Origin of the sequence: Arthrobacter sp. zg-Y820 (genome assembly GCF_030142155.1) — a bacterium.
Classification (GTDB): Bacteria; Actinomycetota; Actinomycetes; order Actinomycetales; family Micrococcaceae; genus Arthrobacter_B.
In genome coordinates this window covers 3,099,787-3,125,950 of the sequence record NZ_CP126247.1, presented here as the reverse complement: position 1 = coordinate 3,125,950, position 26,164 = coordinate 3,099,787, and the positions used below count along the sequence as shown (strand labels likewise).

29 protein-coding genes and 2 tRNA genes are annotated in these 26,164 nt (G+C 67.4%); 17 read left to right on the top strand and 14 right to left on the bottom strand.

From position 1 onward, the window contains the following. Positions 1-109 precede the first annotated feature (109 nt). Positions 110-2,023 (top strand): DEAD/DEAH box helicase, encoded by a 1,914-nt coding sequence (locus tag QNO08_RS14205; RefSeq protein WP_229964836.1) that lies wholly within the window; start codon positions 110-112, stop codon positions 2,021-2,023. 185 nt (positions 2,024-2,208) lie between these two features. Here QNO08_RS14205 and QNO08_RS14200 read toward each other — a convergent pair whose 3' ends face one another. After that, complete coding sequence (locus QNO08_RS14200; protein WP_229964837.1) at positions 2,209-3,582, bottom strand: protein kinase domain-containing protein; 1,374 nt, start codon at positions 3,580-3,582, stop codon at positions 2,209-2,211. Positions 3,583-4,044: 462 nt separating this feature from the next. On the opposite strand from QNO08_RS14200, the gene QNO08_RS14195 reads away from it, so the two are divergent. The 9 genes from QNO08_RS14195 (at position 4,045) to QNO08_RS14155 (ending at position 9,999) form a co-directional block, all read left to right on the top strand. Then, positions 4,045-4,116, top strand: a tRNA-Thr gene (locus QNO08_RS14195). 79 nt (positions 4,117-4,195) lie between these two features. After that, positions 4,196-4,269, top strand: a tRNA-Met gene (locus QNO08_RS14190). A 224-nt stretch (positions 4,270-4,493) separates the two neighbouring features. Further along, complete coding sequence (locus tag QNO08_RS14185) at positions 4,494-5,948, top strand: MinD/ParA family ATP-binding protein (protein WP_229964838.1); 1,455 nt, start codon at positions 4,494-4,496, stop codon at positions 5,946-5,948. A gap of 142 nt (positions 5,949-6,090) precedes the next feature. After that, positions 6,091-6,657 carry a type 1 glutamine amidotransferase domain-containing protein gene (locus QNO08_RS14180; RefSeq protein WP_229964839.1) on the top strand — a complete coding sequence of 189 codons (567 nt, stop codon included), beginning with the start codon at positions 6,091-6,093 and terminating at the stop codon, positions 6,655-6,657. 159 nt (positions 6,658-6,816) lie between these two features. Then, the gene (locus QNO08_RS14175; RefSeq protein WP_229964840.1) at positions 6,817-7,743 is read left to right on the top strand and encodes a DUF2797 domain-containing protein; all 927 of its coding nucleotides are present in this window, start codon (positions 6,817-6,819) and stop codon (positions 7,741-7,743) included. 61 nt (positions 7,744-7,804) lie between these two features. Further along, positions 7,805-8,035 carry a hypothetical protein gene (locus QNO08_RS14170; RefSeq protein WP_229964841.1) on the top strand — a complete coding sequence of 77 codons (231 nt, stop codon included), beginning with the start codon at positions 7,805-7,807 and terminating at the stop codon, positions 8,033-8,035. Further along, a complete protein-coding gene (locus tag QNO08_RS14165; protein ID WP_229964842.1) occupies positions 8,032-8,481 on the top strand; it encodes an FAS1-like dehydratase domain-containing protein in 450 nt (149 codons plus the stop codon). The genes QNO08_RS14170 and QNO08_RS14165 overlap by 4 nt, the downstream gene beginning before the upstream one ends. Before the next feature lie 4 nt (positions 8,482-8,485). Further along, positions 8,486-8,917: a MaoC family dehydratase gene (locus tag QNO08_RS14160; RefSeq protein ID WP_229964843.1), complete on the top strand. Its 432-nt coding sequence runs from the start codon at positions 8,486-8,488 to the stop codon at positions 8,915-8,917. 5 nt (positions 8,918-8,922) lie between these two features. Then, positions 8,923-9,999, top strand: coding sequence for a UDP-N-acetylmuramate dehydrogenase (locus QNO08_RS14155; protein WP_229965053.1), 1,077 nt, complete (start codon positions 8,923-8,925; stop codon positions 9,997-9,999). Between the two features lie 4 nt (positions 10,000-10,003). Here QNO08_RS14155 and QNO08_RS14150 read toward each other — a convergent pair whose 3' ends face one another. Beyond that, on the bottom strand, positions 10,004-10,468 hold the full coding sequence (locus QNO08_RS14150) for a hypothetical protein (protein ID WP_229964844.1): 465 nt from the start codon (positions 10,466-10,468) through the stop codon (positions 10,004-10,006). Between the two features lie 103 nt (positions 10,469-10,571). Here QNO08_RS14150 and QNO08_RS14145 point away from each other — a divergent pair, with 103 nt between their 5' ends. Beyond that, positions 10,572-10,763, top strand: coding sequence for a hypothetical protein (locus QNO08_RS14145; protein ID WP_229964845.1), 192 nt, complete (start codon positions 10,572-10,574; stop codon positions 10,761-10,763). 17 nt (positions 10,764-10,780) lie between these two features. Here QNO08_RS14145 and asd read toward each other — a convergent pair whose 3' ends face one another. The 8 genes from asd to QNO08_RS14105 form a co-directional block, all read right to left on the bottom strand. After that, a complete protein-coding gene (gene asd / locus QNO08_RS14140) occupies positions 10,781-11,920 on the bottom strand; it encodes an aspartate-semialdehyde dehydrogenase (protein ID WP_229964846.1) in 1,140 nt (379 codons plus the stop codon). A gap of 10 nt (positions 11,921-11,930) precedes the next feature. Continuing rightward, positions 11,931-12,614, bottom strand: coding sequence for a dihydrofolate reductase (locus QNO08_RS14135; protein WP_442860464.1), 684 nt, complete (start codon positions 12,612-12,614; stop codon positions 11,931-11,933). A gap of 31 nt (positions 12,615-12,645) precedes the next feature. Beyond that, the gene (locus tag QNO08_RS14130; RefSeq protein ID WP_284015512.1) at positions 12,646-13,449 is read right to left on the bottom strand and encodes a thymidylate synthase; all 804 of its coding nucleotides are present in this window, start codon (positions 13,447-13,449) and stop codon (positions 12,646-12,648) included. 64 nt (positions 13,450-13,513) lie between these two features. Beyond that, entirely contained in the window at positions 13,514-14,041 is a 528-nt protein-coding gene (locus tag QNO08_RS14125) for a ferritin (RefSeq protein ID WP_229964847.1), read from the bottom strand. Positions 14,042-14,133: 92 nt separating this feature from the next. Further along, entirely contained in the window at positions 14,134-15,183 is a 1,050-nt protein-coding gene (locus QNO08_RS14120; protein ID WP_229964848.1) for an NUDIX hydrolase, read from the bottom strand. A gap of 5 nt (positions 15,184-15,188) precedes the next feature. After that, entirely contained in the window at positions 15,189-17,414 is a 2,226-nt protein-coding gene (locus QNO08_RS14115) for an RNA degradosome polyphosphate kinase (protein ID WP_229964849.1), read from the bottom strand. 95 nt (positions 17,415-17,509) lie between these two features. Continuing rightward, on the bottom strand, positions 17,510-18,493 hold the full coding sequence (gene mshD / locus QNO08_RS14110; protein ID WP_229964850.1) for a mycothiol synthase: 984 nt from the start codon (positions 18,491-18,493) through the stop codon (positions 17,510-17,512). A gap of 111 nt (positions 18,494-18,604) precedes the next feature. Further along, positions 18,605-19,315: a winged helix-turn-helix transcriptional regulator gene (locus QNO08_RS14105; RefSeq protein ID WP_229964851.1), complete on the bottom strand. Its 711-nt coding sequence runs from the start codon at positions 19,313-19,315 to the stop codon at positions 18,605-18,607. Positions 19,316-19,458: 143 nt separating this feature from the next. Here QNO08_RS14105 and QNO08_RS14100 point away from each other — a divergent pair, with 143 nt between their 5' ends. From QNO08_RS14100 to QNO08_RS14085, 4 genes are all read left to right on the top strand, one after another. Beyond that, entirely contained in the window at positions 19,459-20,205 is a 747-nt protein-coding gene (locus tag QNO08_RS14100) for a hypothetical protein (protein WP_229964852.1), read from the top strand. 272 nt (positions 20,206-20,477) lie between these two features. Further along, a complete protein-coding gene (locus tag QNO08_RS14095) occupies positions 20,478-21,077 on the top strand; it encodes a heme-binding beta-barrel domain-containing protein (RefSeq protein WP_229964853.1) in 600 nt (199 codons plus the stop codon). A gap of 52 nt (positions 21,078-21,129) precedes the next feature. Then, the gene (gene ygfZ, locus QNO08_RS14090; protein WP_229964854.1) at positions 21,130-22,221 is read left to right on the top strand and encodes a CAF17-like 4Fe-4S cluster assembly/insertion protein YgfZ; all 1,092 of its coding nucleotides are present in this window, start codon (positions 21,130-21,132) and stop codon (positions 22,219-22,221) included. A gap of 55 nt (positions 22,222-22,276) precedes the next feature. Next, positions 22,277-22,675, top strand: coding sequence for an ankyrin repeat domain-containing protein (locus QNO08_RS14085; RefSeq protein ID WP_229964855.1), 399 nt, complete (start codon positions 22,277-22,279; stop codon positions 22,673-22,675). A gap of 18 nt (positions 22,676-22,693) precedes the next feature. Here QNO08_RS14085 and QNO08_RS14080 read toward each other — a convergent pair whose 3' ends face one another. The 4 genes from QNO08_RS14080 to QNO08_RS14065 all read right to left on the bottom strand — a co-directional run bounded on the left by QNO08_RS14080 (position 22,694) and on the right by QNO08_RS14065 (position 25,085). After that, positions 22,694-23,413: a GNAT family N-acetyltransferase gene (locus tag QNO08_RS14080; RefSeq protein WP_229964856.1), complete on the bottom strand. Its 720-nt coding sequence runs from the start codon at positions 23,411-23,413 to the stop codon at positions 22,694-22,696. Between the two features lie 40 nt (positions 23,414-23,453). Continuing rightward, entirely contained in the window at positions 23,454-24,482 is a 1,029-nt protein-coding gene (locus tag QNO08_RS14075; RefSeq protein WP_229964857.1) for a 6-phosphofructokinase, read from the bottom strand. Between the two features lie 118 nt (positions 24,483-24,600). Further along, on the bottom strand, positions 24,601-24,840 hold the full coding sequence (locus QNO08_RS14070) for a PspC domain-containing protein (protein ID WP_229964858.1): 240 nt from the start codon (positions 24,838-24,840) through the stop codon (positions 24,601-24,603). Positions 24,841-24,899: 59 nt separating this feature from the next. Next, on the bottom strand, positions 24,900-25,085 hold the full coding sequence (locus QNO08_RS14065; RefSeq protein WP_229964859.1) for a hypothetical protein: 186 nt from the start codon (positions 25,083-25,085) through the stop codon (positions 24,900-24,902). Positions 25,086-25,120: 35 nt separating this feature from the next. Between QNO08_RS14065 and QNO08_RS14060 the strand changes: the two genes are divergently transcribed. Next, entirely contained in the window at positions 25,121-25,486 is a 366-nt protein-coding gene (locus QNO08_RS14060; protein ID WP_331461754.1) for an ATP-binding protein, read from the top strand. Then, a complete protein-coding gene (locus QNO08_RS14055; protein ID WP_229964860.1) occupies positions 25,483-26,154 on the top strand; it encodes a LuxR C-terminal-related transcriptional regulator in 672 nt (223 codons plus the stop codon). The genes QNO08_RS14060 and QNO08_RS14055 overlap by 4 nt, the downstream gene beginning before the upstream one ends. The last annotated feature ends 10 nt before the right edge of the window (positions 26,155-26,164 follow it).

Below are 26,164 nucleotides of genomic sequence, written 5' to 3'. Positions count from 1 at the left end.
TGGCCTACAGCTGTGACGGAAAGTCCTGCCATGGGATTGCAATAGCGCCGGACTTACGTCCTGCGGCCGTCTCTGGCCGCGCGGTCCCAATGAATGAGGATTATTTCTTTTGCTTGACTCTGTAGAAAACACCGAAACCGCAGCAACCGCCGCTCCCGAAGCCGAAGAGAACCAGGTTCTCTTCACCGACTTCGGTCTGGACCCGCGCGTTCTGCAGGCACTGGTAGACGTAGGCTACGAAAAGCCTTCTCCCATCCAGGCAGCCACCATCCCCCTCCTGCTTGAAGGCCGCGACGTCGTCGGCCTGGCGCAGACCGGAACCGGCAAGACCGCCGCATTCGCGGTTCCCGCCCTGTCCCTGATGGCCGGCCTGCCCGCCACCAAGGACACCCAGATCCTCGTGCTGGCCCCGACCCGCGAACTGGCCCTTCAGTCCGCTGAAGCCTTCGCTTCCTACGCCAAGCACATCGACAACTTCACCGTCCTGCCGGTTTACGGCGGATCCGCCTACGGCCCCCAGTTGGCCGGCCTGCGCCGCGGCGCCCAGGTTGTTGTCGGTACCCCGGGTCGCGTCATCGACCACATCTCCAAGGGTTCCCTGGACCTGTCCAACCTTCAGTACCTGGTACTGGACGAGGCCGACGAAATGCTCCGCATGGGCTTCGCCGAAGATGTTGAGCAGATCCTCTCGACCACACCCGCCGACAAGCAGGTGGCACTGTTCTCCGCCACGATGCCCGGCGCGATCCGCAAGATCGCCAAGAAGTACCTGAACAACCCGGCCGAGGTCACGGTCAAGTCCAAGACGACCACCGGTGCGAACACCCGCCAGCGCTACGTGCAGGTCATGGGCCCGCACAAGCTGGACGCGATGACCCGCATCCTGGAAAGCGAAGACTACGACGGCGTCATCGCCTTCGTCCGCACCAAGATGGCAACCGAGGACCTGGCTGACAAGCTCAAGGCCCGCGGCTACCTGGCCGCAGCAATCAACGGTGACATCCCGCAGCAGCAGCGCGAGCGCACCGTCGAGGCCCTGCGCAGCGGCAAGATCGACATCCTGGTTGCCACCGACGTCGCCGCCCGCGGTCTTGACGTTGAGCGCATCAGCCACGTCATCAACTACGACATCCCGCATGACACGGAGTCCTACGTCCACCGCATCGGCCGCACCGGCCGTGCAGGACGCACCGGCGACGCGATCCTCTTCATGACCCCGCGTGAGAAGTACCTGCTGCGGGCCATCGAGAAGGCTACCCGCCAGCCGGTTGAGCACATGCAGCTTCCGAGCATCGACATCGTGAACAACAAGCGCCTCGCGAAGTTCTCCGAGCAGATCACCGAAACCCTGGCATCCGAGGATGTCTCGGTCTTCCGCGATCTGGTCACGACCTACCTGGCCGACCACGACGTCACTCCCGAGGAAGTTGCCGCTGCACTGGCCGTCATGGCCCAGGGCGGCCGCCCGCTGCTGATGGAAGAAATTCCGCAGGCTCCGGCCCGCCAGCGCGAGCGTTCCGAAGGCCGCGGCGACGCGACCGGCTCCCGCGGCCCGACACGCCCGCTGACCGAAGGCAATGCAACGTACCGCATCGCCGTCGGCCGCCGCCAGCGCGTTATGCCCGGCTCCATCGTTGGCGCCATTGCCAACGAAGGCGGACTCTCCTCCGCACAGATCGGCGGCATCGACATCCGCGCCGACCACACGCTCGTTGAACTCCCGGCTGACCTCAGCCAGGATCAGCTGCGCGCCCTGTCCCGCACCCGGATCGGCGGCGAGCTGATCCACCTCGAGCTGGACAACGGCCGCAAGCCGTCCCGCGAACGCGAAAGCGGCGGCTTCAACGACCGCGGCGACCGCGGCGGCTTCAAGAAGGATTTCAAGAAGCGCGACGGCGAGCGTTCCTTCGGTGACCGCAGTGCCAGCGACCGCGGCAGCGACCGTGGCGGCTTCAAGAAGCGCGAAGGCGACCGCGGCGGCTTCAAGCCTGCCGGTACCCGCCAGCCGCGTTTCCGCGACTAAGCAGCACGCTCGGCAGCGGAGCGCCTGCACACTGCAGGCGCAGCCGCTCTGACGTAAGGCAAAAGGAAGGGCGCCTCCGGATTTTTCCGGAGGCGCCCTTCCTTTTGTGCTGGTGCCGGCCCTTTGTCTCGGTGCGGGTGGCGGCCCTTTGTCTCGGTGCGGGCTTGTTGCGCTGGCGCGGGCGGTCAGCCGACGAGGGCGCGCTGGCTTTCGAGCCGCAGCTCCAGGTCATTCATCACGATGGCGGCCAGGTCCTCGAGGGTCAGGACGTCGTCGTCGGTGAAGTCCCGCGGCGTACGGTCCAGGATGCACAGCGTTCCCAGGTTGTAACCGTCGCGGGTGGAGAGCGGGACCCCGGCGTAGAACTGGAGGCCGAACTCGCCGGCGACCAGGGGATTGGCCAGTGTCCGTGGATCCGCCCGGGCGTCGGAGACCACCCAGGCATCATCCTGCAGAATGGCGGAGGCGCAGAGTCCCGGATCCCTGCCGATCTGCTGGGCGTCGGTGCCGTGGTGGGACTTGAACCAGATCCGGTCGGTGTCCACCACGCTCACGATGGCCACCGGCACGGAGAACAGCCGCGAGGCCAGAGCCGTGATCCGGTCGAAGGCGCCGTCCGGCGGGGTATCCAGCAGGTTGTAGCGGCGGACCGCTTCCAGCCGTTCCGCTTCTTTTTCGGGGATCAGCGGCGGGCTCTGCCGGTGCCGGGCGCGCGGAGCCACGGCCAGTTCAAACAGTGCCAGCGAAGCATCATGGGCGGAAGGCCGCTCCTGCGGCTCCAGTGCCGTCATTTCACGCAGCAGCACCCGGAACCCCTCTTCGAGGGTGTCGGGGATGGCAGGGGGCCTCAGGAGGCGCGCCACGGCACTCTCCAGGGCCGGCCCGGGGTAGGCGGGCACGCCGGTGAGGCACTGCAGCAGGACCAGGCCGAGCGAATAGATGTCGGACGCCGTGCCCACAGCTTCGCCGCGGGCCTGCTCCGGGCTCATGTACGCCGCTGATCCGGTGAACGTGCCGCTCTGCGGCTGCGGACCGCGGGCGACCAGTGCCACGCCGAAATCCGTCAGCTTGGCCCGCAGCCGGGTGTCGTCCCCGCGGTAGTCGAACAGCATGATGTTGGCAGGCTTCACATCGCGGTGCACGACGTCGGCGTCGTGCATGTAATCAAGACCCACTGCCAGGTCGTAGCCCAACTGGGCCACCTGGCGTGCGGCCAACGGGCCGCCCTGGAGCCGCTCGCGCAGGGCGGGTCCCGCCACCAGTTCCATGACCAGGTACACCTGCTGGACGCCGGTGTCGCTGAGGTGGGTGCCTGCATCCAGCAGAGTGACCAGGCTGTGGTGGTTCAGGCGGGCCAGGATCTTGGCCTCGGCGTCGGTCTCACGCTGCTCGTCCGGAGTGGCGGCAACGGAGCGGGCCAGCTTGACCGCGACCTCGCGGTCAAGGAATTCGTCCCGGGCCCGGTACACGGTTCCCATCGCTCCGGCGCCGATCTTCTCGACCAGCCGGTAGCGCGCACCCAGCAGCGCACCCGCGGGGTGCTTTGGGGAATCAGTCACTGTACCTACTTTCTAGTTCCCTAAGCATACTGAGGATTCCGCGGGGTTTTTACCCGCCACGGGCGGCTGGGGTGGCTCTGGGAAAGGCCCCCTGAAGGGCTGGCGGAGGCCTGGAAGTGGGCGGCAACCGATGCCGGGCGGCGGCCCGAGCGGAGGCACCGGTGCGAGTGGAAGCCCTCCGGTTTGGCGTAAATCGACCGGTTTGTTAAATCCCTGCCACTGCGGACCGGCAGGGATTTACCAAAGTGGCAGGGAATCACCAAAGTGGCAGAGAATTACCAAAGTGGCAGCAGGTGCAGCGGGTGCGCTGGAGGGGTGGCGGGCGGCCCGGAAAGCGAGTGGCCGGACGGCCTTGCGGGGGCAGATTCCCCGCCTCCTCCGAAGTGGCCTGGATCACTTTGCTGGCGCGGTTTTTGCCCGATTTCACGTTCTCCAAAAGTGCTGGTAAAGTATTTACTCGTTGCCCCGATAGCTCAGTGGTAGAGCGCCATCTTGGTAAGATGGAGGTCCCGGGATCGATTCCCGGTCGGGGCTCTCAATGGGAGGGCCCGTGTTGCTAAGGCTGTTTGTTTTGCAGAGGCCAATTTAGGGACGCGGGCTTCACTCATTTTTTGGCGGTGTAGCTCAGTTGGTTAGAGCGCACGACTCATAATCGTGAGGTCGGGAGATCGAGCCTCCCCACCGCTACAGCCGGACCCCCGGAATCCTTGTGATTCCGGGGGTTTTTCTGTGCCCGGATGCGCAGCGGGTTCGCCCGTGTGCTGTCCGGCGCCGCAGCGCGGAAGGCGAATCCGGCGGGGGCCGAAGATCGGTGAACGATCACTACGCGGGTGCCGGAACCAAGCGGCGAAGTACCATGCGAAAACTTATCGTCCAGATCAAGCCCCCTCCGGAACGAAAGACGCAGACCCATGACTGAGTACACATCCGACGCCGATTCCGATTCCGATTACCCGGAGAACTGGCCCACTCGGCGAAGGCTGCGTGCGCACACCGAACACCAGAATGCGGGGCACGGCGGGTCGGCGGCTGAAACCTCCACATTCGCCGACCGGATTTTCAGCGGGGCGGACGAGAGGGCCGACGACGGCGGCAACTTTACGGGAGCCCTTCCCTCCGACGGCGGCCTTGCCGACGGTGACCTTGCCGCGTACCGCTTGGAGGGCGGGCTCGAGCTGGATCGACCGTCGATGCCTCCGCCGCTGCCCCCGGAACCGGTTTTCCAGTCGGTCGCTGCCGGTTCCGCTGCCGCCGCAACGCCCATCCGGGAAGCCCCGGAACCGCAGGACCATCCCGTTCAGTCTGCTGGTCTGGCCGAACCCGCCGCCCCGCCCACGCCCGAGCTGCCCGCCGCCCGTCCCGCTCCCGAACCCGCCCCCGCTGGAACGCCGGCAACCCGCGCCGAAGTGCGCGACCGTGCACCGGCCCGCCGCCGGGCCTCGTTCCTGGACACGCAGACCGCCCGGATTCCCGCCACCCGAGGCTTCCGCGGCGTTATAGCCAGCCTCGGCGTGCGGATATCACCCTCTGAGTCCGAGCTGGCGGAGCGCCGCGACATCCGGGCGGTCAGCCAGCACTGGCCCGGCCCGCGGACCATCTCCGTGGTCAACGGCAAGGGCGGTGCCAACAAAACGCCCACCACGGTGATGCTTGCGGCCGTGTTTGCCCGCAACGGCGGCGGCCCCGTGCTCGCCTGGGACAACAATGAAACCCGGGGAACCCTGGGCTGGCGCACCGAGCAGGGTCCGCACGACGCAACCGTCATGGACCTGCTGCCGAACACCGGCAACCTGCTGTCGCCGGCGGCCCAATCGGCGCTGCTGGCCCGCTTCGTGCACCACCAAACCGAGGACAAGTTTGACGTCCTGCGGTCGAAGCCCGACGTCCTGGCCTCCGAGCAGAAGATCACGATGGCGGACTTTGATGCCCTGCACGAGGTTGCCTCGAAGTACTTCCGGCTGAACATCATGGACTCCGGCAACGATGAAAGCGCCGAGCGCTGGCTGCGGATGATCCACCACACGGATCAGCTGGTGATCGCCACCACCACGGTGGATGAACATGCCGAGGCCGGCGCCCTGCTCCTCGAAGCCCTGCAGGAACGCGGCGGTGCGTTTGCGCAGCTGGCGGCCAACGCCGTCGTCATCGTCAGCCAGTCCAACCGCAACGGCACTGATGCCCAGATCCGCTCGGTGGCGCAGGGCTTTGAGCCGCTGGCCCGGGCCACCGTCACCATTCCCTACGACGCTGCGCTGCGGAAGGGGCAAATCCGGTACGGTTCGCTTCGCTCGGCGACGCAGCGGGCCTGGCTCACCGCCGCTGCGGCAGTGGCCGCGGGCCTGTCGGAAACAGGGCCCGTTAGCTGAACCGCCCGCGAAGATAGTCAGCTTGCTTATTGTCGGCGGTGTTTTCTAGGGTAGGGGCAGCGGAACCGCCAGGTTCGGCGAGGCGGTTCATTGAACGTTTCAGGCAACCGCCGGCCAAGCATCGAGGATAAACGGAGGCAACATGGCTGAGCATGATATTTCCGGCAAGAAGGTCGCTTTTCTCCTAACCGACGGGGTGGAACAGGTGGAGCTCACCAGCCCGTGGGAAGCCGTGAAGGCTGCCGGCGGAGAGCCCACACTGGTCTCCCTGTCCAGCGGCACCATCCAGGGTTTCGACGGCATCGACAAGGGGGAGACCTTCACCGTCGACCTGACCGTCGCGGACGCGGACGCCGCGGACTATGACGCGCTGGTGCTGCCCGGGGGAGTGGTCAATGCCGATTACCTGCGGGTGGACAAAGACGCCCAGGATTTTGCCCGCGCGTTCTTCGAGGCGCACAAGCCGGTGGCGTCAATCTGCCATGCCCCCTGGCTGCTGATCGAGGCCGGCGTGGTCCGGGGGCGCGACATGACGTCCTATCCGTCCCTGGCGACGGACCTGAAGAACGCCGGCGCCAACTGGAGCGACGAGGAAGTGGTGGTGGACCAGGGCCTGGTGACCAGCCGCAACCCCGGCGACCTGCCCGCCTTCAACGACAAACTGGTCGAGGAAATCGCCGAAGGCGAGCACGAAGGCCAGCACGCCTGACCCGTTGCAATCTCCGGCCGGAGATCGCGGCGACAGGCCGGGGCCGGTCCGCCGCGGCGGGATGAGACAGCGGGACAATGGGCGGGGAAGCTATTCCCCGCCCATTGTCCTGCTGCCAAATGTCCTGCCCGCCCGCTGAATACCTGGAGATCCGCTTCGATGACTGCTGCCGGCCGGTACCTGTGCACCGGAGTTTCCTGGGACGACGACGGCCCGTACCTGGCGCTGAGCACTCCCGAGGGAGCACGGGAGCGCCGGCGGCTCGACGCCGGCACCGCCCTGGCCTACCGGGTGCTGCCCGGGGACGGCGGAGCCCTGAAATACTGCCTCGGCTCCGTGAAGGTGCAGGACAGGCACACCCGGCTCCACGAACCCTGTCCGGGACACGCTCCGGCGGACCGCGGCTATCAGTGCGGGCCCTGCTTCGCCCGTGACGACTGGCGGCTGGTGCACAACAGCCACCGGTCAGGCATCGCGTCCCCGGGGCTGAAGCTGTACCTGGCCCAGCCGCACTGGCTCTATGTGGCGACCTTTGCCGACGGCACCACCAAGGTGGGCCCGGCCGCTGACGGGCACAAGCGCCTGCGCCTGACCGAGCAGGGCGCGGTGGCGGCGCGTTACGTTGCCCGCGCCGGGGACGGACGCGTGGTCCGCATCCTCGAAGATTTGGTCACGGCCGAAGCGGGGCTGGTCCAGGCGGTCCGTGCCGGCGCGAAGACCGCGGCACTGACCCGGCCGTTGGCGCCGGACCTTCTGGACGGAATCAATTCCCGCCACGCGGCGTCCGCGCGTCATCTGCTGCGCGGCTCCGGCATCGAAGGGTTCGCCGTCGCTGACGAGGCCTGGCAGCGCCCGGAGCAGGCGCAAACCGTGCTCGGCGCGGCCGGGGCGGCCCCGTACCCGCTGGATCCGGGCAGCGGTGAACACGGTCTGTCCATCGAGGCCATGCTGGGAGCCGCGGCGCTGGTGCGGGTGGAGGGCTCCGACACGCCATTCGTTGCGAATCTGGCCCGGCTCAAGGGCCGGCGCCTGCAGACCGGCCCCTACCGGACCCTTTTGCCGGCCCTGCAGACCGCGCTCTTCTGAGCAAGCCGGCGGCCCGGGCCCCGTTTCGCGGCGGGAGGTGCCGCGCCTGTATTCTGGGACCATGCTAAACACTCCCTGGGAGACCGGTTCCGCCCTGTACCGCAAACTGGTCGTCTCCGCGCTGGTGGTCTCGGGAGCCGGTGTGCTGATGGTCGTCGTCGGCGCCGTTAGCGAGTCTCAGCTGCTGATGTACATTGCCGCCCCGGTGATCGTGGTGGGCATGTGCCTGCACCTCACCGGCATGGTGGTTCGAGCCCGGGACGCCCGGCGCCGGATGAAGGGAACCAAATGAGCATTAATCCCGAGCTGCAGGGCCGCAGCTACCCTGCCAGCGAGCCGTATCAGGTGGGCCGCGAGAAGATCCGCGAATTCGCCCGCGCCGTTCAGGCCAGCCATGCCGCCCACTTTGACGTGGCCGAAGCCGAGCGCCTGGGTTATGCCGATCTGGTGGCCCCTCCCACGTTTGCCGTGATCGTGGCCCAGCGCGCCGACGCGCAGCTCATCTCAGACCCCGACGCCGGCATCGACTTCACCCGCGTGGTGCACGCCGACCAGCGCTTCACCCACCACCGGCCAATCGTCGCCGGCGACGAACTCATCGCTGAGCTTTCCGTGGATGCCGTCCGGGCCATGGGCGACGGCGCCCTGCTCACCACCCGCTCGGAGATCTCCACCACGGAGGGCGAAAAAGTCGCCACCGCCGTGTCATCAATCCTCGTCCGAGGAGAAGGGCAGTAACGCCGTGTCGATTGCATTGAGCGAACTCGCTCCCGGGCAGGAAATCGGTTCCGCCACGCTGGAGATTTCCCGCGCCGACCTGGTCCGCTACGCGGGAGCGTCCGGAGATTTCAACCCCATCCACTGGAACGAGCGCTTCGCCCGCAGCGTGGACCTGCCCGGCGTCATCGCCCACGGCATGTTCACCATGGGCGCCGCAGTGCAGCTGGTGACCGACTGGATCGGCGACCCCGGCGCCGTCATCGACTACCAGACCCGCTTCACCCGCCCCGTCCCCGTCGAGGACATTGAAGGGGAACCCGGCGCCGTCGTCGAGGTCACCGGCGTCATTGGCGCGCTCGACGCCGACAATTCCACCGCACGCGTGGACCTCACCGTCACCTACGACGGCAAGAAGGTCCTGGTCAAGGCACAGGCGGTTGTACGGATCTGGTGAGCGCACTGACCTCGGTACCCCTGGCCTCCCTGACCACCTCCCGCGTAGGCGGCCCGGCGCGCCGCTACATCAACGCGGAAACCGAAGACGAGCTGATCGGCGCGGTCCGCGCCGCCGACGAAGCGAAGGAACCGCTGCTGATCGTGGGCGGCGGCTCCAATTTGCTGATTTCCGACGCCGGTTTTGATGGTGCGGTGGTCCACGTCGCCACCCTCGGCCTGGACCTGAACGCCAACACCGATGGAACCGTGACGGTCCGGGCCCAGGCCGGACACCCCTGGGATGAGGTGGTGGCGCAAACGCTGCGCGAGGGCTGCTCCGGCCTGGAGGCACTCTCCGGCATTCCGGGACTGGCCGGCGCGACGCCGGTCCAGAACGTGGGCGCCTACGGCGCCGACGTCTCGCACAGCATCACCGGAGTCCGCGCCTGGGACCGGCAGGACCGCGCCATCGTCTCCTTCGGCAACGAGGACCTGCAGTTCGGCTACCGCGACTCGGTGCTCAAGCGCAGCACCGTCAACGGCTCGCCGCGCTATGTGGTCCTCACCGTCGACTTCGGGCTGACCCGCGGCATGGAGAGCGCCCCGGTGCGCTACGCCGAGCTGGCCCGCGCCCTGAACGTGCAGGTGGGCGAGCGTGCTCCCGCCGACGACGTGCGCCGCGAGGTCCTGCGCCTGCGTGCCGGCAAGGGCATGGTGCTCGACGCGTCGGATCCCGACACGTACAGCACCGGATCGTTCTTCACGAACCCGGTGGTGTCCGAGGAAGCGGCCGCTCATTTGCCGCCGGACGCGCCGCGCTATCCGGTGTCCCAGCCCGGCATGGTCAAGCTCAGCGCCGCCTGGCTGATTGACCGGTCCGGTTTTCCCAAGGGGTTCGGCCTGCCCTCCACCGGCCAGGGCACTGAACTGGCCGGCGGCCGCGCCTCGCTGTCCACCAAACACACGCTGGCCGTGACGAACCGCGGCAACGCCACCGCCGAAGACCTGCTGGCCGTGGCACGGGCCGTGGCCGACGGCGTGGAGGCCGCGTTCGGCATCCGGCTGCACCCCGAGCCGCTGCTGATCAACTGCAGCCTCTGACCGCCTAACGCGGCCCTCCGCGGGCCGGTCCGCGCCGCGCCCAGGCCGCCGCCGCCCGGGTGCTGTGGATGGCGGCGCGGTCCCGGCGGGGATCCAGCAGACGGCAGTTGCACAGCCACTGGATCAGCCGCGGCGTCAGGCTTATCTGGGTCCGGCGGTCCTGGAGATCCGGCAGCAGCCACTCCGGTTCCAGGAAGCCGCTGAGCAGGTAGGCGAGCACTTCCGCTCCGAACAGCCGGGCAAAGGCCGAGTCCGGATCCAGGGACCGCTCAAGGTCCAGCAGCTCGGCGTCTTCGGCGCAGAGAATCCGCTCGCCTTCCATTTCGAGGTAATCCCGCAGATGCGCCCCCACCCGCAGATACCGCACGCCCGTGGGTATCTGTTTGCCGATGCAGCTGGACGCGAAAAAACTGTCGAGGATGGAATCAATGGATTCCAGGGGTTGCTGGCCTGCCGGTTTCTGCTCCATGGGAACACCGTCCCACCTGCCACTGACACTGGGCGGAAGGGGTAGCCTCAAGCTCAACCGCCGGCGCAGTCCGCCGCCCCGGCACCGGCAGGAAGGACAGCAGATGGCGCGAGGGAGATGGCCGCTGGCCGTCTATCCGGCGGGTTTCCTGGTGGCCCTGGTCGCCCTGCGGACGGCTTTCCGGATGCTGGACGGCGGAGCCCCCTGGCCACTCGCCGCCCTGGTAGTGGCTGCGGGCGTGGCCCTGGTTCTCCTGCTGGTCCGCTTCGCGGGCCGGCGGAACCCTGAGCCCTAACCGAAAAACCCGGTGTTTTAGAGGTTGCCGGTGGCGATCTTGAGCATGCGCCGCAGCGGCTCGGCAGCGCCCCAGAGCAGCTGGTCACCGATGGTGAAGGCGCTGATGTACTCCGGGCCCATTTCCAGCTTGCGGATCCGGCCCACCGGAATGTCCAGGGTTCCGCTGACCGCCACCGGTGTCAGCTCCGCCATGGACGCTTCCTTGGTGTTGGGCACCACCTTGGCCCATTCGTTGTCGGCGTCGATGATGCGTTCAATCTCGGCGACGGACAGGTCCTCGGTGAGCTTGAGCGTCAGCGCCTGGGAGTGCGAGCGCATCGCGCCGATCCGGACGCACAGACCGTCGAACGGAATCCGCCCGTCGGTTTCCCGGCCCAGGATCTTGTTGGTCTCCGCGCCGGCCTTCCATTCTTCCTTGGACTGCCCGTTGCCCAGGTCAGCATCGATCCAAGGGATCACCGAACCCGCCAGCGGCACGCCGAACTGCGAGGCGTCCAGGTCCGGGTTCCGCTGCTGGGCCAGGACGGCCCGGTCGATGTCCAGGATGGCGGAGCCGGGATCGGCCAGATTGTCCGCCACGACGGAGTTCAGCGATCCGAACTGGTTGAGCAGTTCGCGCATGTGCCGGGCGCCTCCGCCCGAAGCCGCCTGGTAGGTCATGGAGGTGCCCCACTCCACCAGGCCGTTGCGGAACAGTCCGCCCAGTCCCATCAGCATGCAGGAGACAGTGCAGTTGCCGCCCACGAAGTTCTTCACGCCGCGCGCCAGGCCGGCGTCGATGACGTTCCGGTTCACCGGGTCCAGGACGATGATCGAATCCTGCTCCATCCGCAGCGTGGACGCAGCGTCAATCCAGAGCCCGTCCCAGCCGGCGTCGCGCAGTTTGGGGTAGACCTCGGAGGTGTAGCCCCCGCCCTGGGCGGTGACGATAATCGGCAGCTTGGCCAGCGTCTCGACGTCGTACGCGTCCTGAAGCTTTCCCGCACCGTCGGCGAAGGCCGGCGCGGCGCCTCCCGCGTTGGAGGTGGAGAAGAACACGGGGTTGATCAGGTCAAAGTCGCCCTCGTCCTGCATGCGCTGCATGAGGACGGAACCGACCATGCCCCGCCAGCCGATGAAGCCCGCGGTGGGAACTGAGGTAGCTGCGAAAGTCATGCTTCCCAGTTTAGGGCAGTTCGGCTTGCCCGTCCTGATCGGTGACGGTGTCGGACGTCCGGGCGCGGACCCACAAGGCAATCCGGTACGCGGTGCCGTTGGCGGCGGCAAACCATCCCCGGGCCGGGCTCACGGCGGTGAACGTCCAGTCCGGTCCCAGCCCCGGCGCATAAGTGTCGCCCTCGATGCTGGCATCGATGACCGTTACCACCGCGGCGTCGGCGAGCGGCACAGCCGATTCCCAGAGCCGGGCGCCGCCGATGATCCAGATTTCCCCGCTGCCCGGACTGCGGCGAGCGGTGTCCAGCGCCTGCTCCAGCGAGGGAACGACGACGGCGCCGGACGGCGCGATCTCCGCAGCCAGCGTGTCGCTGGAGCTGACCACGATATTGGTGCGGCCGGGCAGCGGGCGGAAGGCGGGCGGGAAGGATTCCCAGGTCCGCCGCCCCATGATGACCGGATGTCCCGCAGTGGTGGCCTTGAAGTGCGCCAGGTCTTCGGGAAGGTGCCACGGCATGCCGCCGTCGCGGCCAATCACCCCGTCGATCGTCTGGGCCCAGATCAGGCCGATCAGCGGATCCCGGGTATCCGCGGGCACATGCTCCGCCAGCGCCGAACTCAGGTCCTGCCCCTCGGGGGAAGCCTCTGCGCCGCCGGCGGGAAAGTAGCGGATGCCGCCGGTGGAATTACTCAAGCTGCTCAAGTTACTCAAGGGAGCGCGCCTCTCAGACTGCAATCGGAGCTTTGATGCCGGGATGGTGCCGGTAGTCCAGGACCTCGAAGTCCTCCAGGGCGTAGCCGAAAATCGAGTCCGGCTTCCGCGCCAGGCGCAGCTGCGGATAGGGGAAGGGCTCGCGGCTGAGCTGTTCCCGGACCTGGTCCACGTGATTGTCATAGATGTGGACATCCCCGCCGGTCCAGACGAACTCTCCCGGCTCCAGGCCGGTCTGCTGCGCGACCATGAGGGTCAGCAGCGCGTAAGAGGCAATGTTGAACGGCACCCCGAGGAACAGGTCGGCGGAGCGCTGGTACAGCTGGCAGGAGAGCTTCCCGTCGGCCACGTAGAACTGGAACAGGGCGTGGCACGGCGGCAGGGCCATGTTGTCCACCTCGGCCGGGTTCCAGGCGGTGACGATGTGGCGGCGGGAATCGGGATTGGTCCGGATGCTCTCGACCACCTTGGCGATCTGGTCGATGGAGCCCCCGTCCGGCGTCGGCCACGAGCGCCACTGGACGCCGTAGACCGGGCCCAGCTCGCCGTCGTCGTCCGCCCATTCGTTCCAGATCTTCACGCCGCGCTCCTGCAGCCAGCGGACATTGGAGTCCCCGCGCAGGAACCACAGCAGCTCAAGGGCCACCGACTTGAAGTGCACCCGCTTGGTGGTGATCAGCGGAAAGGAATCCTGCAGGTCAAAGCGCATCTGGCGGCCGAAAACGCTGCGGGTGCCGGTGCCGGTGCGGTCGGATTTCTGCGTCCCGTGGTCCATGACGTCGCGGAGCAGGTCTTCATACGGGGTAGGAATAGTCACTGCATCAGTCTAGTTCGTCTGTGCACTTGGCTGTTTGCCGCCCGTCCTCGCTGGCTTCTGAGGGTTAGAGCGCGCCGCCGGCGGCTGCGGGTGCCGCGGCGTCGTGCCGGCCGCTGTCGCCGATCTGCTCGCGGGCCATGAAGTTCTCCAAGTCGAAGAGGTTCTCGGCCCGCTTGGCAACCGTCAGCAGCGTCGACATGGAGGCAACTTCCTCCACCTGTTCCTTGAGGAACCACAGCATGAACTGCTCGCCGAGGGCATCACCTTCGGCGCGCGCCGCGGCAAAGAGCGCCTCGATCTGCCGGGTCACCTGCTTTTCCTGTTCCAGGGCCAGGCTTATGGGTTCCACCACGGTGGAAAAGTCGTTGCGCACCGCTGCGATGCCGGGAATGCGAACGGGAAGGTCCCGGTCCACCATGTACTGCACCAGCATCATGGCGTGGTTGCGTTCCTCCACCGACTGGGCGTAGAAGTGCCGGGCCAGCTGCGGGAGGTCTTCACCGTCAAAGAACACTGCCATCGCAACGTACTGCTGGGAGGCGTTGAATTCGTGGCCGATCTGGGCTTCGAGGAGTTCCGTGAATGTGCTCATGGCCCCACCCTAGGCCGCCGGGTGCACCGAAAAAAGCACGGATAGGCTTGGCTCGCCTGGGGCGGGCCAAGCCTATCCGGATCGGGCCCCAGCTAGTCGTCGAAGGCCCGGAAGCGTTCCAGCGAGACGATTCTTCCCTCGTCGGTTGCGCTGACCTGGCAGATCACGGCTTCACCCGGCGCCAGGAACGGGTCCTTGGACGGCAGCCCAATGGACAGGCCGGTGGGCATGTGCCGGGACAGGACCTCGAAGGTCAGGGGAAGCACCGGCCGGTGGGTGCACAGCACCACCGGCTTGCCCTTGTCGAACAGCGCCTCCACCGCGTTCCGTGCCTTCCCCGGCTTGCGCTTGGCGCTGCGCTCGGTGATGGCATCCACGGTCTTGAACTTCACTGACCTTGCCTTCACATACGGACGCACCGTCTGCACGCAGCGGACCCAGGGACTGGACACCACGCGGTCCGGGAGCCACGCGGCCAGCAGCCGCGACACGGCCTGTGCCTGGCGCAGCCCGGTTGCCGCCAGCGGCCGGTCGCCTTCGGCCCGGGTCCAGGAGGAGCGCGGCTTCGCCTTGGCATGCCGGACAACAATCAGCGGCCAGGTCCGGAGCCTGCCCTCGGCATGGGCCTCTTCCAGGGCATGCAGCGGCAGCCTGTCGGAGGGATTGGTCAGCTCGGCGTGCGCTTCCTCCGGACTGCACCAGCGGACGCCGTCCACTTCCTTGCCGTCCGGAACCGGTTTGCCGTCCTGGATCCGAGCGGCCCAGTAATGGACAATCTTCATGCCCGACGCCACCGGATACACAGGGGCCGGCAGGGGAATGCCCAGCCGGATCCGGATCCCGGCTTCCTCCCGGACCTCCCGCACCGCACATTCGGGAGTGGTTTCCCCGTCGTCCAGCTTTCCTTTGGGCCAGGACCAGTCCTTGTACCGGGGGCGGTGAATCATGAGGACCTCGAGCCGGCCGTCCCGGGTGCGCCAACACAGGGCGCCGGCGGCCACCACTCGAATGGCCTCCGCCGCGGTGCCGCCCTCGCCCGGCGTTTTCTCGCCGTCGGGCCAGCCGCCGGCACCCGAAGGCCGGGTCCGTTCGCCCTGGGGCTGAATCAGCTCGTCCGCCGAGGTTCCGGGTTCAGTGGACATGACCATCAACGGCGGGCGGCGGCGCGCTGGCGGGACCGGGAAGCCAGCAGCCAGGACTGCACGTCCTGGAGCGGTTCCCCCTCCTCGTTCTTATGGTGCCGGGTCCAGATGCCGTCCTTCTCGAGGTGCCAGCTCGCCGTCCCGGGGTCCATGTAGCGGTCCATGAGGGAGATGAGGTCAGCGACGTCCTCCCGTGAGGCCAGCTGCACCAGGGCTTCCACCCGGCGGTCCAGGTTGCGGTGCATCATGTCGGCCGAACCGATGAACACCACCGGATCCCCGGCATTGGCGAACGCGAAGACCCGGGAGTGCTCGAGGAAGCGGCCCAGCACGGAACGGACGGTGATGTTCTCGCTCAGTCCCGGAACACCCGGCCGCACCGAGCAGATGCCGCGCACGATCACGTCCACCCGGACGCCGGCCTGCGAGGCCCGGTACAGGGAGTCGATGATCGCCTCATCCACCATCGAATTGACCTTGATGATCACGCGTGCGGCCAGCCCGGCTTTTTTGTTGGCAATTTCCCGCTCAATGCGGTCGATCAGGCCTGACCGGACCGACCGGGGAGCCACCAGCAGGCGCTTGAACGTTGACTTCGGGGCGTAGCCGGAGAGCTGGTTGAAGAGTTTTGTCAGGTCCTCGCCCACCTGTTCGTTGGACGTCAGCAGCCCGAGGTCCTCGTAGTACCGGGCGGTGCGCGGATGGTAGTTGCCGGTGCCGATGTGGCAGTAGCGCCGCAGCCCGTCCACTTCCTGGCGGACCACCAGGGAGAGCTTGCAGTGGGTTTTCAGGCCCACGATTCCGTACACCACATGGACGCCGGCCTGCTCCAGCTTGCGGGCCCAGGAAATGTTCGCCTGCTCGTCGAAGCGCGCCTTGATCTCCACCAGGGCCAGGACCTGCTTGCCTGATTCGGCGGCGTCAATCAGCGCGTCAACGATGGGGGAGTCCCCGGACGTGCGGTACAGGGTCTGCTTGATGGCCTGGACGCGCGGATCCGCGGCGGCCTGCTCCAGGAAGGCCTGAACCGAGGTGGAGAAGGAATCGTACGGGTGGTGCAGCAGGATGTCGCGGCGGCGCATGGCGGCGAACACATCGGCCGGCTTGGAGGTTTCGGATTCCTTCAGGTGCAGGCTGGTGTGCGGGACCTGCTTGGGATAGTGCAGGTCGGCGCGGTCAATCCGGCTGATGCCGGCCAGGCCGCGCAGATCCAGCGGAGCCGGCAGGGCATAAACTTCGTCCTCTTCGACGCCGAGTTCGCGCACCAGCAGTTCACGGATGCTGGGATTGATGTCGGTGGTGACCTCAAGCCGGACGGGCGGGCCGAACCGGCGGCGCAGCAGTTCCTTTTCGAGCGCCTGCAGGAGGTTCTCGGCGTCGTCCTCTTCCACCTCCAGGTCCTCGTTGCGGGTCACCCGGAAGGCGTGGTGTTCCATGACGTCCATGCCGGGGAAGAGCTGGTCCAGATGCTCGGCGATCACGTCTTCGAGCGGAATGAAGCGGGCCACCCGGCCCGCCACGTTGCCGGCCCGGGGGCCGTCCACGGAGATCAGGCGCGGCAGCTGGTCCGGCACCTTCACGCGGGCGAAGAATTCCTTGCCGCTGACGGGATTGCGGACGACGACGGCCAGGTTCAGCGACAGCCCGGAAATGTAGGGGAAGGGATGCGCCGGATCCACGGCCAGCGGCGTGAGGATCGGAAAGACCTTGGAGGCGAACTGGCGGTGCAGGTACGCCTTGGACGTGTCGTCGAGCTCGTCCCAGCCCACCAGGAAGATCTGTTCCTCGGCCAGGGCGGGCCGGATCTGCCGCGAAAAGACCTCGGCGTGGCGCTGCTGCAGCCGGTAGCCGGCTTCGACAATGTGTTCCAGCTGTTCAATGGGACTCAGCCCGGCCGCCGAGGGGACGGCCAGGCCGGTGGCAATCCGGCGCTTCAGGCCGGCAACGCGGACCATGAAGAACTCGTCGAGGTTGGACGCGAAGATGGACAGGAAGCTGACCCGTTCCAGCAGGTACAGGTCCGGATCCTCGGCCAGCTCCAGGACCCGGGCGTTGAAGTGCAGCCAGCTGATCTCGCGGTCCAGGAAGCGTTCCGGACTGATGTCCCCCTCGGGCACCAGCGCCGGGCCGAAGTCGGGAATGTCTATCCGGTCCTCGGTGGCCCGGGGCGCAGACATGGACTCAGCCGACCCGAAAGTGTAATGCGGTTCGGCGGCGGTATCGGATCCCATGGTCTCTCCCTGCAGTACTGGCGGCGGTTCGGACCGTGCTCCCGGGGTTCCCCGGCGGACACAGCCGTCGAATCAACATTACAAGCTGTTCCGGCTCATCCGGCCGCGTACATCACGTCGGTGTCCCAGCGGACGAACCCCAGCCTCTTGTAGAGCGCCATGGCGGCTTCGTTGTCGGCATCCACGTAGAGCATGATTGCCTGCAGCCCGGCGTCCTGAAGATGCCGGATGCCCGCGACGGTCAGGGTCTTGCCCAGTCCCATGCCCTGGGCGGCGGGAACGACGCCGACCACGTACACCTCGCCGATCGGCGGATGGCCGCCCGCGCCGGGATGGACCTTGGTCCAGTGGAAGCCGAGGATCGCGCCGTCGTCATCGCGGACCGCCAGGAGGAAGCCTTCCGGATCGAACCAGTCTTCCGCCATCCGCGCCTGCAGGTCGGCGCGCGTCATGCCGCCCTGCTCGGGGTGGTGCGCAAATGCCGCAGCGTTGGCGGCGAGCCAGGCGTCTTCGTCGGTGCCCGGCCGGAAGGACCGCAGCGACACGCCGTCTGGCAGGTCGGCCGGGGGCAGGGCGGCAGCCTCGCCGCCGTGGGTCAGGCGCAGGCGCAGGAGCTCGCGCACGGGGCGGTAGCCGAAGCGCTGCGCGAGTTCGACGGCGGCTTCATGGTTGCCGTGCGACCACGCCTGGGGCGCGGGGAACGAGCCTTCGCCCACCTGTTCCTGCACCGCGGCTGCCAGGGCGGCGCCCACTCCCTTGCTCCGGTATGCGGGATGAACCACCAGCTCCAGGACGCCGGGTTCTCCGTCCCGTCCGCGGATCAGCACGGCGACGCCGGCCAGGGCCTTCGCGGCCGAGGCCGCCGGGGACTCGTCCTCGGCGACGGTGGCAAAAACCAACAGCGAGCCGGGATCCGTTTCGGCGGAACGAAGATCAACGAGTGTCTGCTCCGAGAGCGGTGGATTGCCGTCGGCGTCGTTGGCGGCGGAGGCGAGCTCACGGATCTGGGCCAGGAGTTCCGGATCGGGCGTTCCCTTGGTGAGGGTGACGGTCCAGGGCAATACTCGTTCGTCTCTCATTGAAGAAGCCTAACGCCCGGAGGCCGGCGGGCAACCCGGACGGCTCAAAGCGGCCGCGGCCCGTCCGGACCTCGGGTGTCGCGGGGGACGGGCATCGCGGGGACGGAGGGGTCAGGCGTCCTGGCTCGCTGCGGGTGCCGGGTCCTCGGCCAGGCGGGAGCGGGTGAACCGGTATCCGACGTTGCGGACGGTGCCGATGAGGTTCTCGTGGTCCGTGCCCAGCTTGGCGCGCAGCCGCCGCACGTGGACGTCCACGGTCCGGGTGCCGCCGTAATAGTCGTAGCCCCAGACCTCGTGCAGCAGCTGGTCACGGGTGAAAACCCTGCCGGGATGCTGCGCCAGGTACTTCAGGAGCTCGAATTCCTTGTAGGTCAGGTTGAGCGCCGTGCCGTTCACCCGTGCGGTGTAGCTGGCCTCGTCGATCACGACGCCGGAGGCGCGGATTTCGGTGCTGGCAGCCTCGGACGTGGAGTGGACCCGGGCCGCCATCAGCCGGAGCCGGGCTTCCAGCTCGGCGGGCCCGGCCGTGTCGAGGATGACGTCGTCGGCGAGCCAGTTCGCCGCCACGGCGGCCATTCCGCCCTCGGTCAGAATAAGGATCAGGGGAGTGTCGAGGCCGGTGGCCTTCAGCAGCTGGGTCAGGGACCGGGCACCGACCAGGTCCTTGCGGGCGTCAACCAGGACCACGTCGCTGGGATCGGTTTCCAGCAGCGCCGTGGGCTCGGCGGGAACAACCTGGACCTTGTGGTTCAACAGCCCGAGGGCAGGCAGGACATCCACTGAGGGGCCCGGACTGTTGGTCAGGAGCAGAATGTGCGACATGGATCCTCCGAAAGTTGGGCGCACATCGTTGGGCACAAGCTTGACCGCATCCGCAGGAGGCGAAGGTGTTGAAAGTATAACCATGCGGGAACGCCCGGCCTGTAGCTTTCTTCTGCGCGGCGTAATAAGGCAGGATGGCTTAAGTGAAACTTTGGAGCGTAGCGGTGCTTGCGGGAGCAGCCCTCATTGGCATCGTAGGTGCTTCGTACTGGTCGGTGGCGGCCGTTGCGGTGATGACCGGCCTTCTGGCAGTTGTCATGGGCATCGGCTGGCCGCACCTGCTGGATGTGCCGGCGAAAAAAACCCAGGGCGCCGTGCTGGCGCTGGCCGGCGCAGGGGCCTGCGCTGCGGCGTTTGTTGCCCCGGCTGCTGCCCTGCTGACCTGGCTGCCCGGAATCGCCGCCGTGGGCGTGGGCGCGATCTTCCTCATTCAGCTGCTGCGAGGCACCGGCCAGGCCCACCGGCTGGAATCGACCATCGGCAACATCGCCGGTGTGCTCCTGGCCGTGATGGGGTCCGGCTGGGTTGCAGCGGACCGGCTGGCCGGTACCGACGGCAGTCCGGCGGGCCTGACCATGGCGGCCGCCGGCATCGTGGCGGCCCTGGCCGCCAGCCTTATTCCAGTGCCGGACCGGATCGCAGCACCGCTGGGCGTCGCCGCGGGCGCCCTCGCCGGGGCGCTGGCCGGGGTCCTGCAGCCCGAGGCCGATGTTCCCGCGTTGTCAGCAGCCCTGATGGGTGCCGTGGGCGCCGCCGTGATCATGGCAGTGCGCCGGCTGGTCCTCTCCCGCGACATCACCACCCGCCGGGGCCGGCTCGCCCTGGCCCTGGCGCCGATTCTCGCGCTGGGCTCCGTGGTGTATTTCCTGGCCCGGCTCCTCGTACCCTGACCCCTGCCGGATTGCCGCGCGTTCCGGTTTCCCGGCACGGGGATGTCATGGGAGATGTCATGCGGGATGCCACCGGGATGTCATGGAAGGAAACGCCCGCGGCTGCGGGTTAGGATGTAGCTATGGATCCGCTCTTAGCCCTCGAAATCTTCTTTCTCGTTCTGCTCGGCATCACCGGCGTCGGCATGGCAGCATTCGCCGGCCTAGTCGTCAGCCGCCTGTATAAAGGGCAGAAGTAACCTCTCAGCAACCCGAAGGAACAGGTCAGCGCCATGCCCATGGAGATTCCCACCGATCTGACCCCTGAGCTCGTGCCGTTGTCCTGGCTGCTTGGCACCTGGGAAGGCTCCGGCCGGCTCGGGGAGGGCGAGGCAGACTCCGAGTACTTCTCGCAGCGTGTCACCTTCAGTCAGAACGGCCTGCCGTACCTGAAGTATGAGGCCGAAAGCTGGCTCACCGACGAGGAAGGCACCGTTCTGCGGCCACTCGCGGTCGAGACCGGCTTCTGGGCGCTGGACCGCCCGCTGAACGACGCCGACGGCGGCCCCGGGCTCACCCCCGCGGACATCGTCCCGGCCCTGCGCAGCGCCGACGAGGTTGAAAAACTCCGCAACGACACCGGCGGCTTCGACATCACGGCCACCATCGTCCATCCCGGCGGCATCGCTGAGCTGTACTACGGCCAAATCAAGGGCCCGCAGATCTCTCTGACCACCGACATGGTGATGCGCGGCGTGAATTCCAAGGAATACACAGCCGCCACGCGCATCTTCGGGCTGGTCAACGGGGACCTGTACTGGCGCTGGGACGTGGCCGAAGGCGGCAACGCCCTGACGGCCCATGCGTCCGCCATCCTCAAGAAAAACTCCTGAGACACCTTTTGCCCGGCGGAATAGCCGCACCCGCAAGGACGTTGCACCCGTTATGACTTATCGAAGCCCCCTCCTGTCCCGCCACGGTGCGGTGGAAGCCGGCGGCCTGGATGCCGGCGTCGCCGCACACTACGGCGACCCCCTGCGCGAACAGCGGGAACTGGCCCGCGGCAACGCCGTCGTCGACCTGTCCCACCGCGGAGTGGTCACCGTCAGCGGCCCGGACCGGCTGAGCTGGCTGAACACGCTCTCCTCGCAGCACGTCAGCAGCCTGCAGCCCGGAATGAGCTCGGAACTGTTGCTGCTGAGCGTCCAGGGACGGATCGAGCATGACGCCCGGATCCTCGACGACGGTGACACCGCCTGGCTGATCGTGGAAGCGGCGGAAGCTCCGGTCCTGTCCGCCTGGCTCGAACGGATGAAGTTCATGCTTCGGGTGGAAGTGGCGGATGCCAGCGCCGAGTGGGCCGTGGCAGCCTCGGTGGCACCGGTCCCGGCGTGGGAGCAGTACCTGTGCTGGACTGATCCTTGGCCGAACATCGGGCCCGGAGGCTTTGCCTATACCGGGGTGCCGGAGGATGCCCATCCCGGCCGCGACCGCCCCTGGCACGAGTACCTGATTCCTGCCGCCGAGCTGGAACAGGCCGTGGAGGCCTCCGGCCGCACGCTGGCCGGCACCATGGCTTCCGAGGCCCTGCGGATAGCCGCGTGGCGCCCGCGGCTCGGCGCCGAGACCGACGACAAGACGATTCCGCACGAGCTGGACCTGATCCGGACTGCGGTGCACCTGGCCAAGGGCTGCTACAAGGGCCAGGAGACCGTGGCCCGGGTGCACAACCTTGGCCACCCGCCGCGCCGCCTCGTGTTCCTGCAGCTGGACGGCTCCCAGCACACCCTGCCGGCGCCCGGCAGCGAAGTGCTGCTGGGGGAGCGGAAGGTGGGCACTGTGACCTCAGTGGCCCAGCACTATGAGATGGGCGCGGTGGCGTTGGCCGTGGTGAAGCGGTCAGCGGATCCTGCCGCCCCGCTGATGGTGAACGACGGCGGCGAGCCCTACGCCGCCGCACAGGAGATCATCGTGGCGCCCGACGCCGGGCAGGTCGTCGGCCGGGCCGGCGGCTTCCTTCGCCCGCCACGGGCATAGCCGCATCCAGCGGCAAAAGACGTCAGACCAACACACCCTTCAGAGGAGATCCATGATGACCCCGGAACCCCGTCCAGAGATTGACGACGACATCATTGAACTGGCGGGTCTGGTGTTCGACGCTGCGCGGGCCGGCGATACGGACGGGATCCGGAGTTTTCTGGACGCCGGCGTGCCGGTGAATCTCACCAACGGCTCCGGTGACACCCTGGTGATGCTGGCGTCCTACCATGGCCACGAGAACCTGACTGCCCTGCTGGTGGAACGGGGCGCCGATGTGAATACGCAGAATGACCGGGGCCAGACCCCGCTGGCGGGTGCTGTATTCAAGGGCTACACCGGGATCTTCCGCATCCTGCTGGAAGGCGGAGCGGACCCGGACGCCGGCTCACCCAGTGCACGTGATACGGCAGGCTTCTTCAAGCGGCAGGAAATGCTGGATCTGCTGCCATAACCCCGGCCGGGGCGGCGCCTAGGCGGAGAGCTGGACCTCGGAACGGATGCCGGCGGCGACAAATCCGGCGCCGGCAGCGGTCCTGGCAGCGCCAATGTTGTCCAGCGGTGCCCGGTACTGCGGAATCAGGCCTTCCGCCATGGCCTCTTCGACTGCGACTGAGGTGGCGTAGCGTCCCAGGCCCCGGCGCCTCGCGTCCGGCGCGGTGAGCGTACTGATGTCCGCGAGTATCCCGTCCCGGATGCTGTAACCGGCTCCGGCCAGCGGCACCGGTTCCTCAGCGCTGTCATCCACCACGATGAACAGCGTTTCCTTGCCGGACAAGCCGGCTGCAGCGACGTCGTCGGGCGGGCACCGGCGCTCCAGCTGCACCGCGAGCGCCTGGTCCTCGGCCACCGCGACTTCGTCGGCAGGCTCCACCGGCCCGGGGAAGGAATCGGCGAAACAAAGGCGCTCCGAGCCGACGGTACGCCCGCCGTACTCCATCGAGAGGCTGGCGAGCGCGGTGTGCCGGCTGAGCTCCTCGGTGCTCTTGCCGCGGGCGCGGTCCGCCGCCCACTCGGGCCCGCAGAACACCTCCCGGCCGAACAGCCGCACAAAGGACACCCGCCGCGACTGTTCCTGCACACTGTAAATGCGGCTGCCTCTCCCGGTTTCGGCAAGCGCATCATCGGCCAGGCCGAGGCGGCGGGACCAGGCGAGCTGGATGATCGCAATCGTTCCCGGATCCAAGTTCATACGTTCCAAACTACACCGGAGCGCTCCCCGGCCCGCGAAGTCAGCCGAAGAGGATGGAGGCTTCGTCGTAGCGGTGTTTGGGGACCGTTTTCAGGTTGTCCAGCGCCTTCTCAAAGCCCACGTGGACGATGTCGGTGCCGTTCAGGGCCACCATGGTGCCCCAGAGCTTGTCGATGACGGAGTCGATGGCGGCCATGCCCAGTCGGGTGGCCAGCACGCGGTCATACGCCGTCGGAACTCCGCCGCGCTGGATGTGTCCCAGCACCGTGGCGCGGGTCTCGATCCCGGTTCGGGCTTCGATTTCCGGGGCAAGCAGTTCGCCGATGCCGCCCAGCCGCGGCCGGCCGAAGGCATCCAGGCCGCGTTCGGAGTGCGGGGATTCCATGTCGGTGGTCACGAATCCTTCGGCGACGACAACGAGCGGTGCACGGCCGCGGTCACGGGCCTGAGTGACCCATTCGGCGATCTGGTCCAGGCTCTGCGGGTTCTCCGGGATCAGGATGGCGTGGGCGCCGGCTGCCATCCCCGAGTGCAGTGCTATCCAGCCCACGTGGCGGCCCATGACCTCGGCCACCATGCAGCGGTGGTGGGATTCACCGGTGGTCCGCAGCCGGTCGATCGCCTCGGTGGCGATCTGCACGGCGGTATCAAAACCGAAGGTGTAATCGGTGGCATCCAGATCGTTGTCCACAGTCTTGGGCACGCCGACAATGTTCAGGCCGGCATCGGTGAGCCGCTGCGCCGCTGCGAGGGTGCCTTCGCCGCCGATCGCGATGATCGCGTCGATTCCCAACCGGTCCATTGTCGCCTTGATCTTCTCCGGACCGCCGTTGGGGCCATCGAAGGGATTGGTCCGGGAGGTTCCCAGAATGGTTCCGCCCTGCTTGGAAATGCCGCGGACACTGGCGCGGGGCAGATCGATGATGTCGCCGTCGACCACGCCGCGCCAGCCGTCCAGGAACCCAACGAACTCCTGACCATGGATCTTGATCCCCTTCAGGACGGCTCCGCGGATGACTGCGTTGAGTCCGGGGCAGTCGCCCCCACTGGTTAGGATGCCGATCTTCATGATTAACCTCTGGTTCCGTTGCGGGGCTGGTGGATCCTCAGCCTCGATTCTAGCCACCCCCGCCCGCCGGCCACTGCAGGACGGTGCTCTGCGGAGCCGCGGAGCCGGGAATGGGCAGCTAGCGCCTGTTGATCAGGCGTTCCAGGGCAATGCTGCCGTCGGTCTTCGGCAGCAGCAGCCAGGCGGCGAGGTAGGTCCAGACACCCACAAACGGCAGGAGGAAGCTGAGCAGGACGGCTATCCGGACCACGGCGACATCCCAGCCGAAGTGCTGGGCGACGCCGGCGCAAACGCCGCCTGCCCAGCCGTTGGTCCTGCGGACGGGGGAGGAATGCAGAATGCTAAAGAATCGGTTCATGGTTTCAGCTTGCCTCTTCGAATCGAAGTTGGAGGGCGGTTCCGCCCGGGGTGAAAAAGTTACTGCGCTCCGCTGTTTCGTCCGCTGTTCCGTCCCCCGTAGGCGCTGACCGCGCCGCCGACGAGCAGGGCTGCGCCGGTGCCGAGCGTCAGCCCGAGCAGGACGACCAGCGGGTCGAACGCTATGTCGGTTAGCAGCCAGGCCAGGACCAGGACGCCGGTGACCGTGAGGAGCAGGCCCCACACTATGGTGCTGGTCCGCGGACGAATACGGATATCCGGTGGAGGTGGTGACGGTGGGGGATGCGCCGCTGGACGCTGCCACTGAAGCTTTGACCCAGGCCGCCCGGGCCGCGCTTGTTAACGCAGCACAGCACGCGGGCGGACCGGTCTCCGTCTATGTGGAGTGCACGGCGGACCGCGCCGAGGTTTTCATCCGCGACCGCGGGACAGGTTTTGATCCGGACGCAGTGCCCCCGGACCGGCTCGGCGTGCGTGAGTCCATTGTGGGACGCATGAGGCGCAACGGGGGCACCGCCCTCATCCGCAGCGGACCGGAGGGGACGGAAGTGCGGCTGGCGCTGCCGCTGTCCCGGCCCGGGGCGGAAGCGGGCACCAACACCAACCAGGCATCGGAGCATCCATGACAAGCACCACCACCATCACCGGCGAAGGCATCAATGTTGTAGTCGTTGATGACCACGCCATCTTCCGGTCCGGGCTGAAAGCGGACCTGGACGGCAGACTGCGGGTTGTCGCGGAAGCGGACACCGTGGAGTCGGCGATCGCCGCGATCCGCGCCCACCGCCCCGCCGTCGTCCTCTTGGATGTGCACCTGCCCGGCGGGGTCGGCGGCGGCGGCGCGGAAGTGATCGCCGGCTGCCGGGATCTGCTGGGCAGCACCCGTTTCCTGGCACTCAGTGTTTCGGACTCGGCGGAAGACGTGGTGACGGTCATCCGCGCCGGTGCCCGCGGCTACGTCACCAAAACCATTTCGGGAGCGGAGATCTCCGACGCCGTGGTCCGGGTTGCCGGGGGAGACGCTGTGTTCTCACCGCGGCTGGCGGGATTTGTCCTGGACGCGTTCGGCACCGGCACCGTGGCCGCAGTCGATGACGAGTTGGACCGGCTGTCGGCCCGGGAACTGGAAGTGATGCGGCTGATCGCCCGCGGCTACAGCTACAAGGAAGTGGCCCGGGAACTTTTCATCTCCGTAAAAACGGTTGAAACCCACGTGTCCGCGGTACTGCGCAAGCTCCAGCTATCCAGCAGGCATGAGATCAGCCGGTGGGCCGCCGACCGCCGGCTGCTCTAGGGCAGCAGGC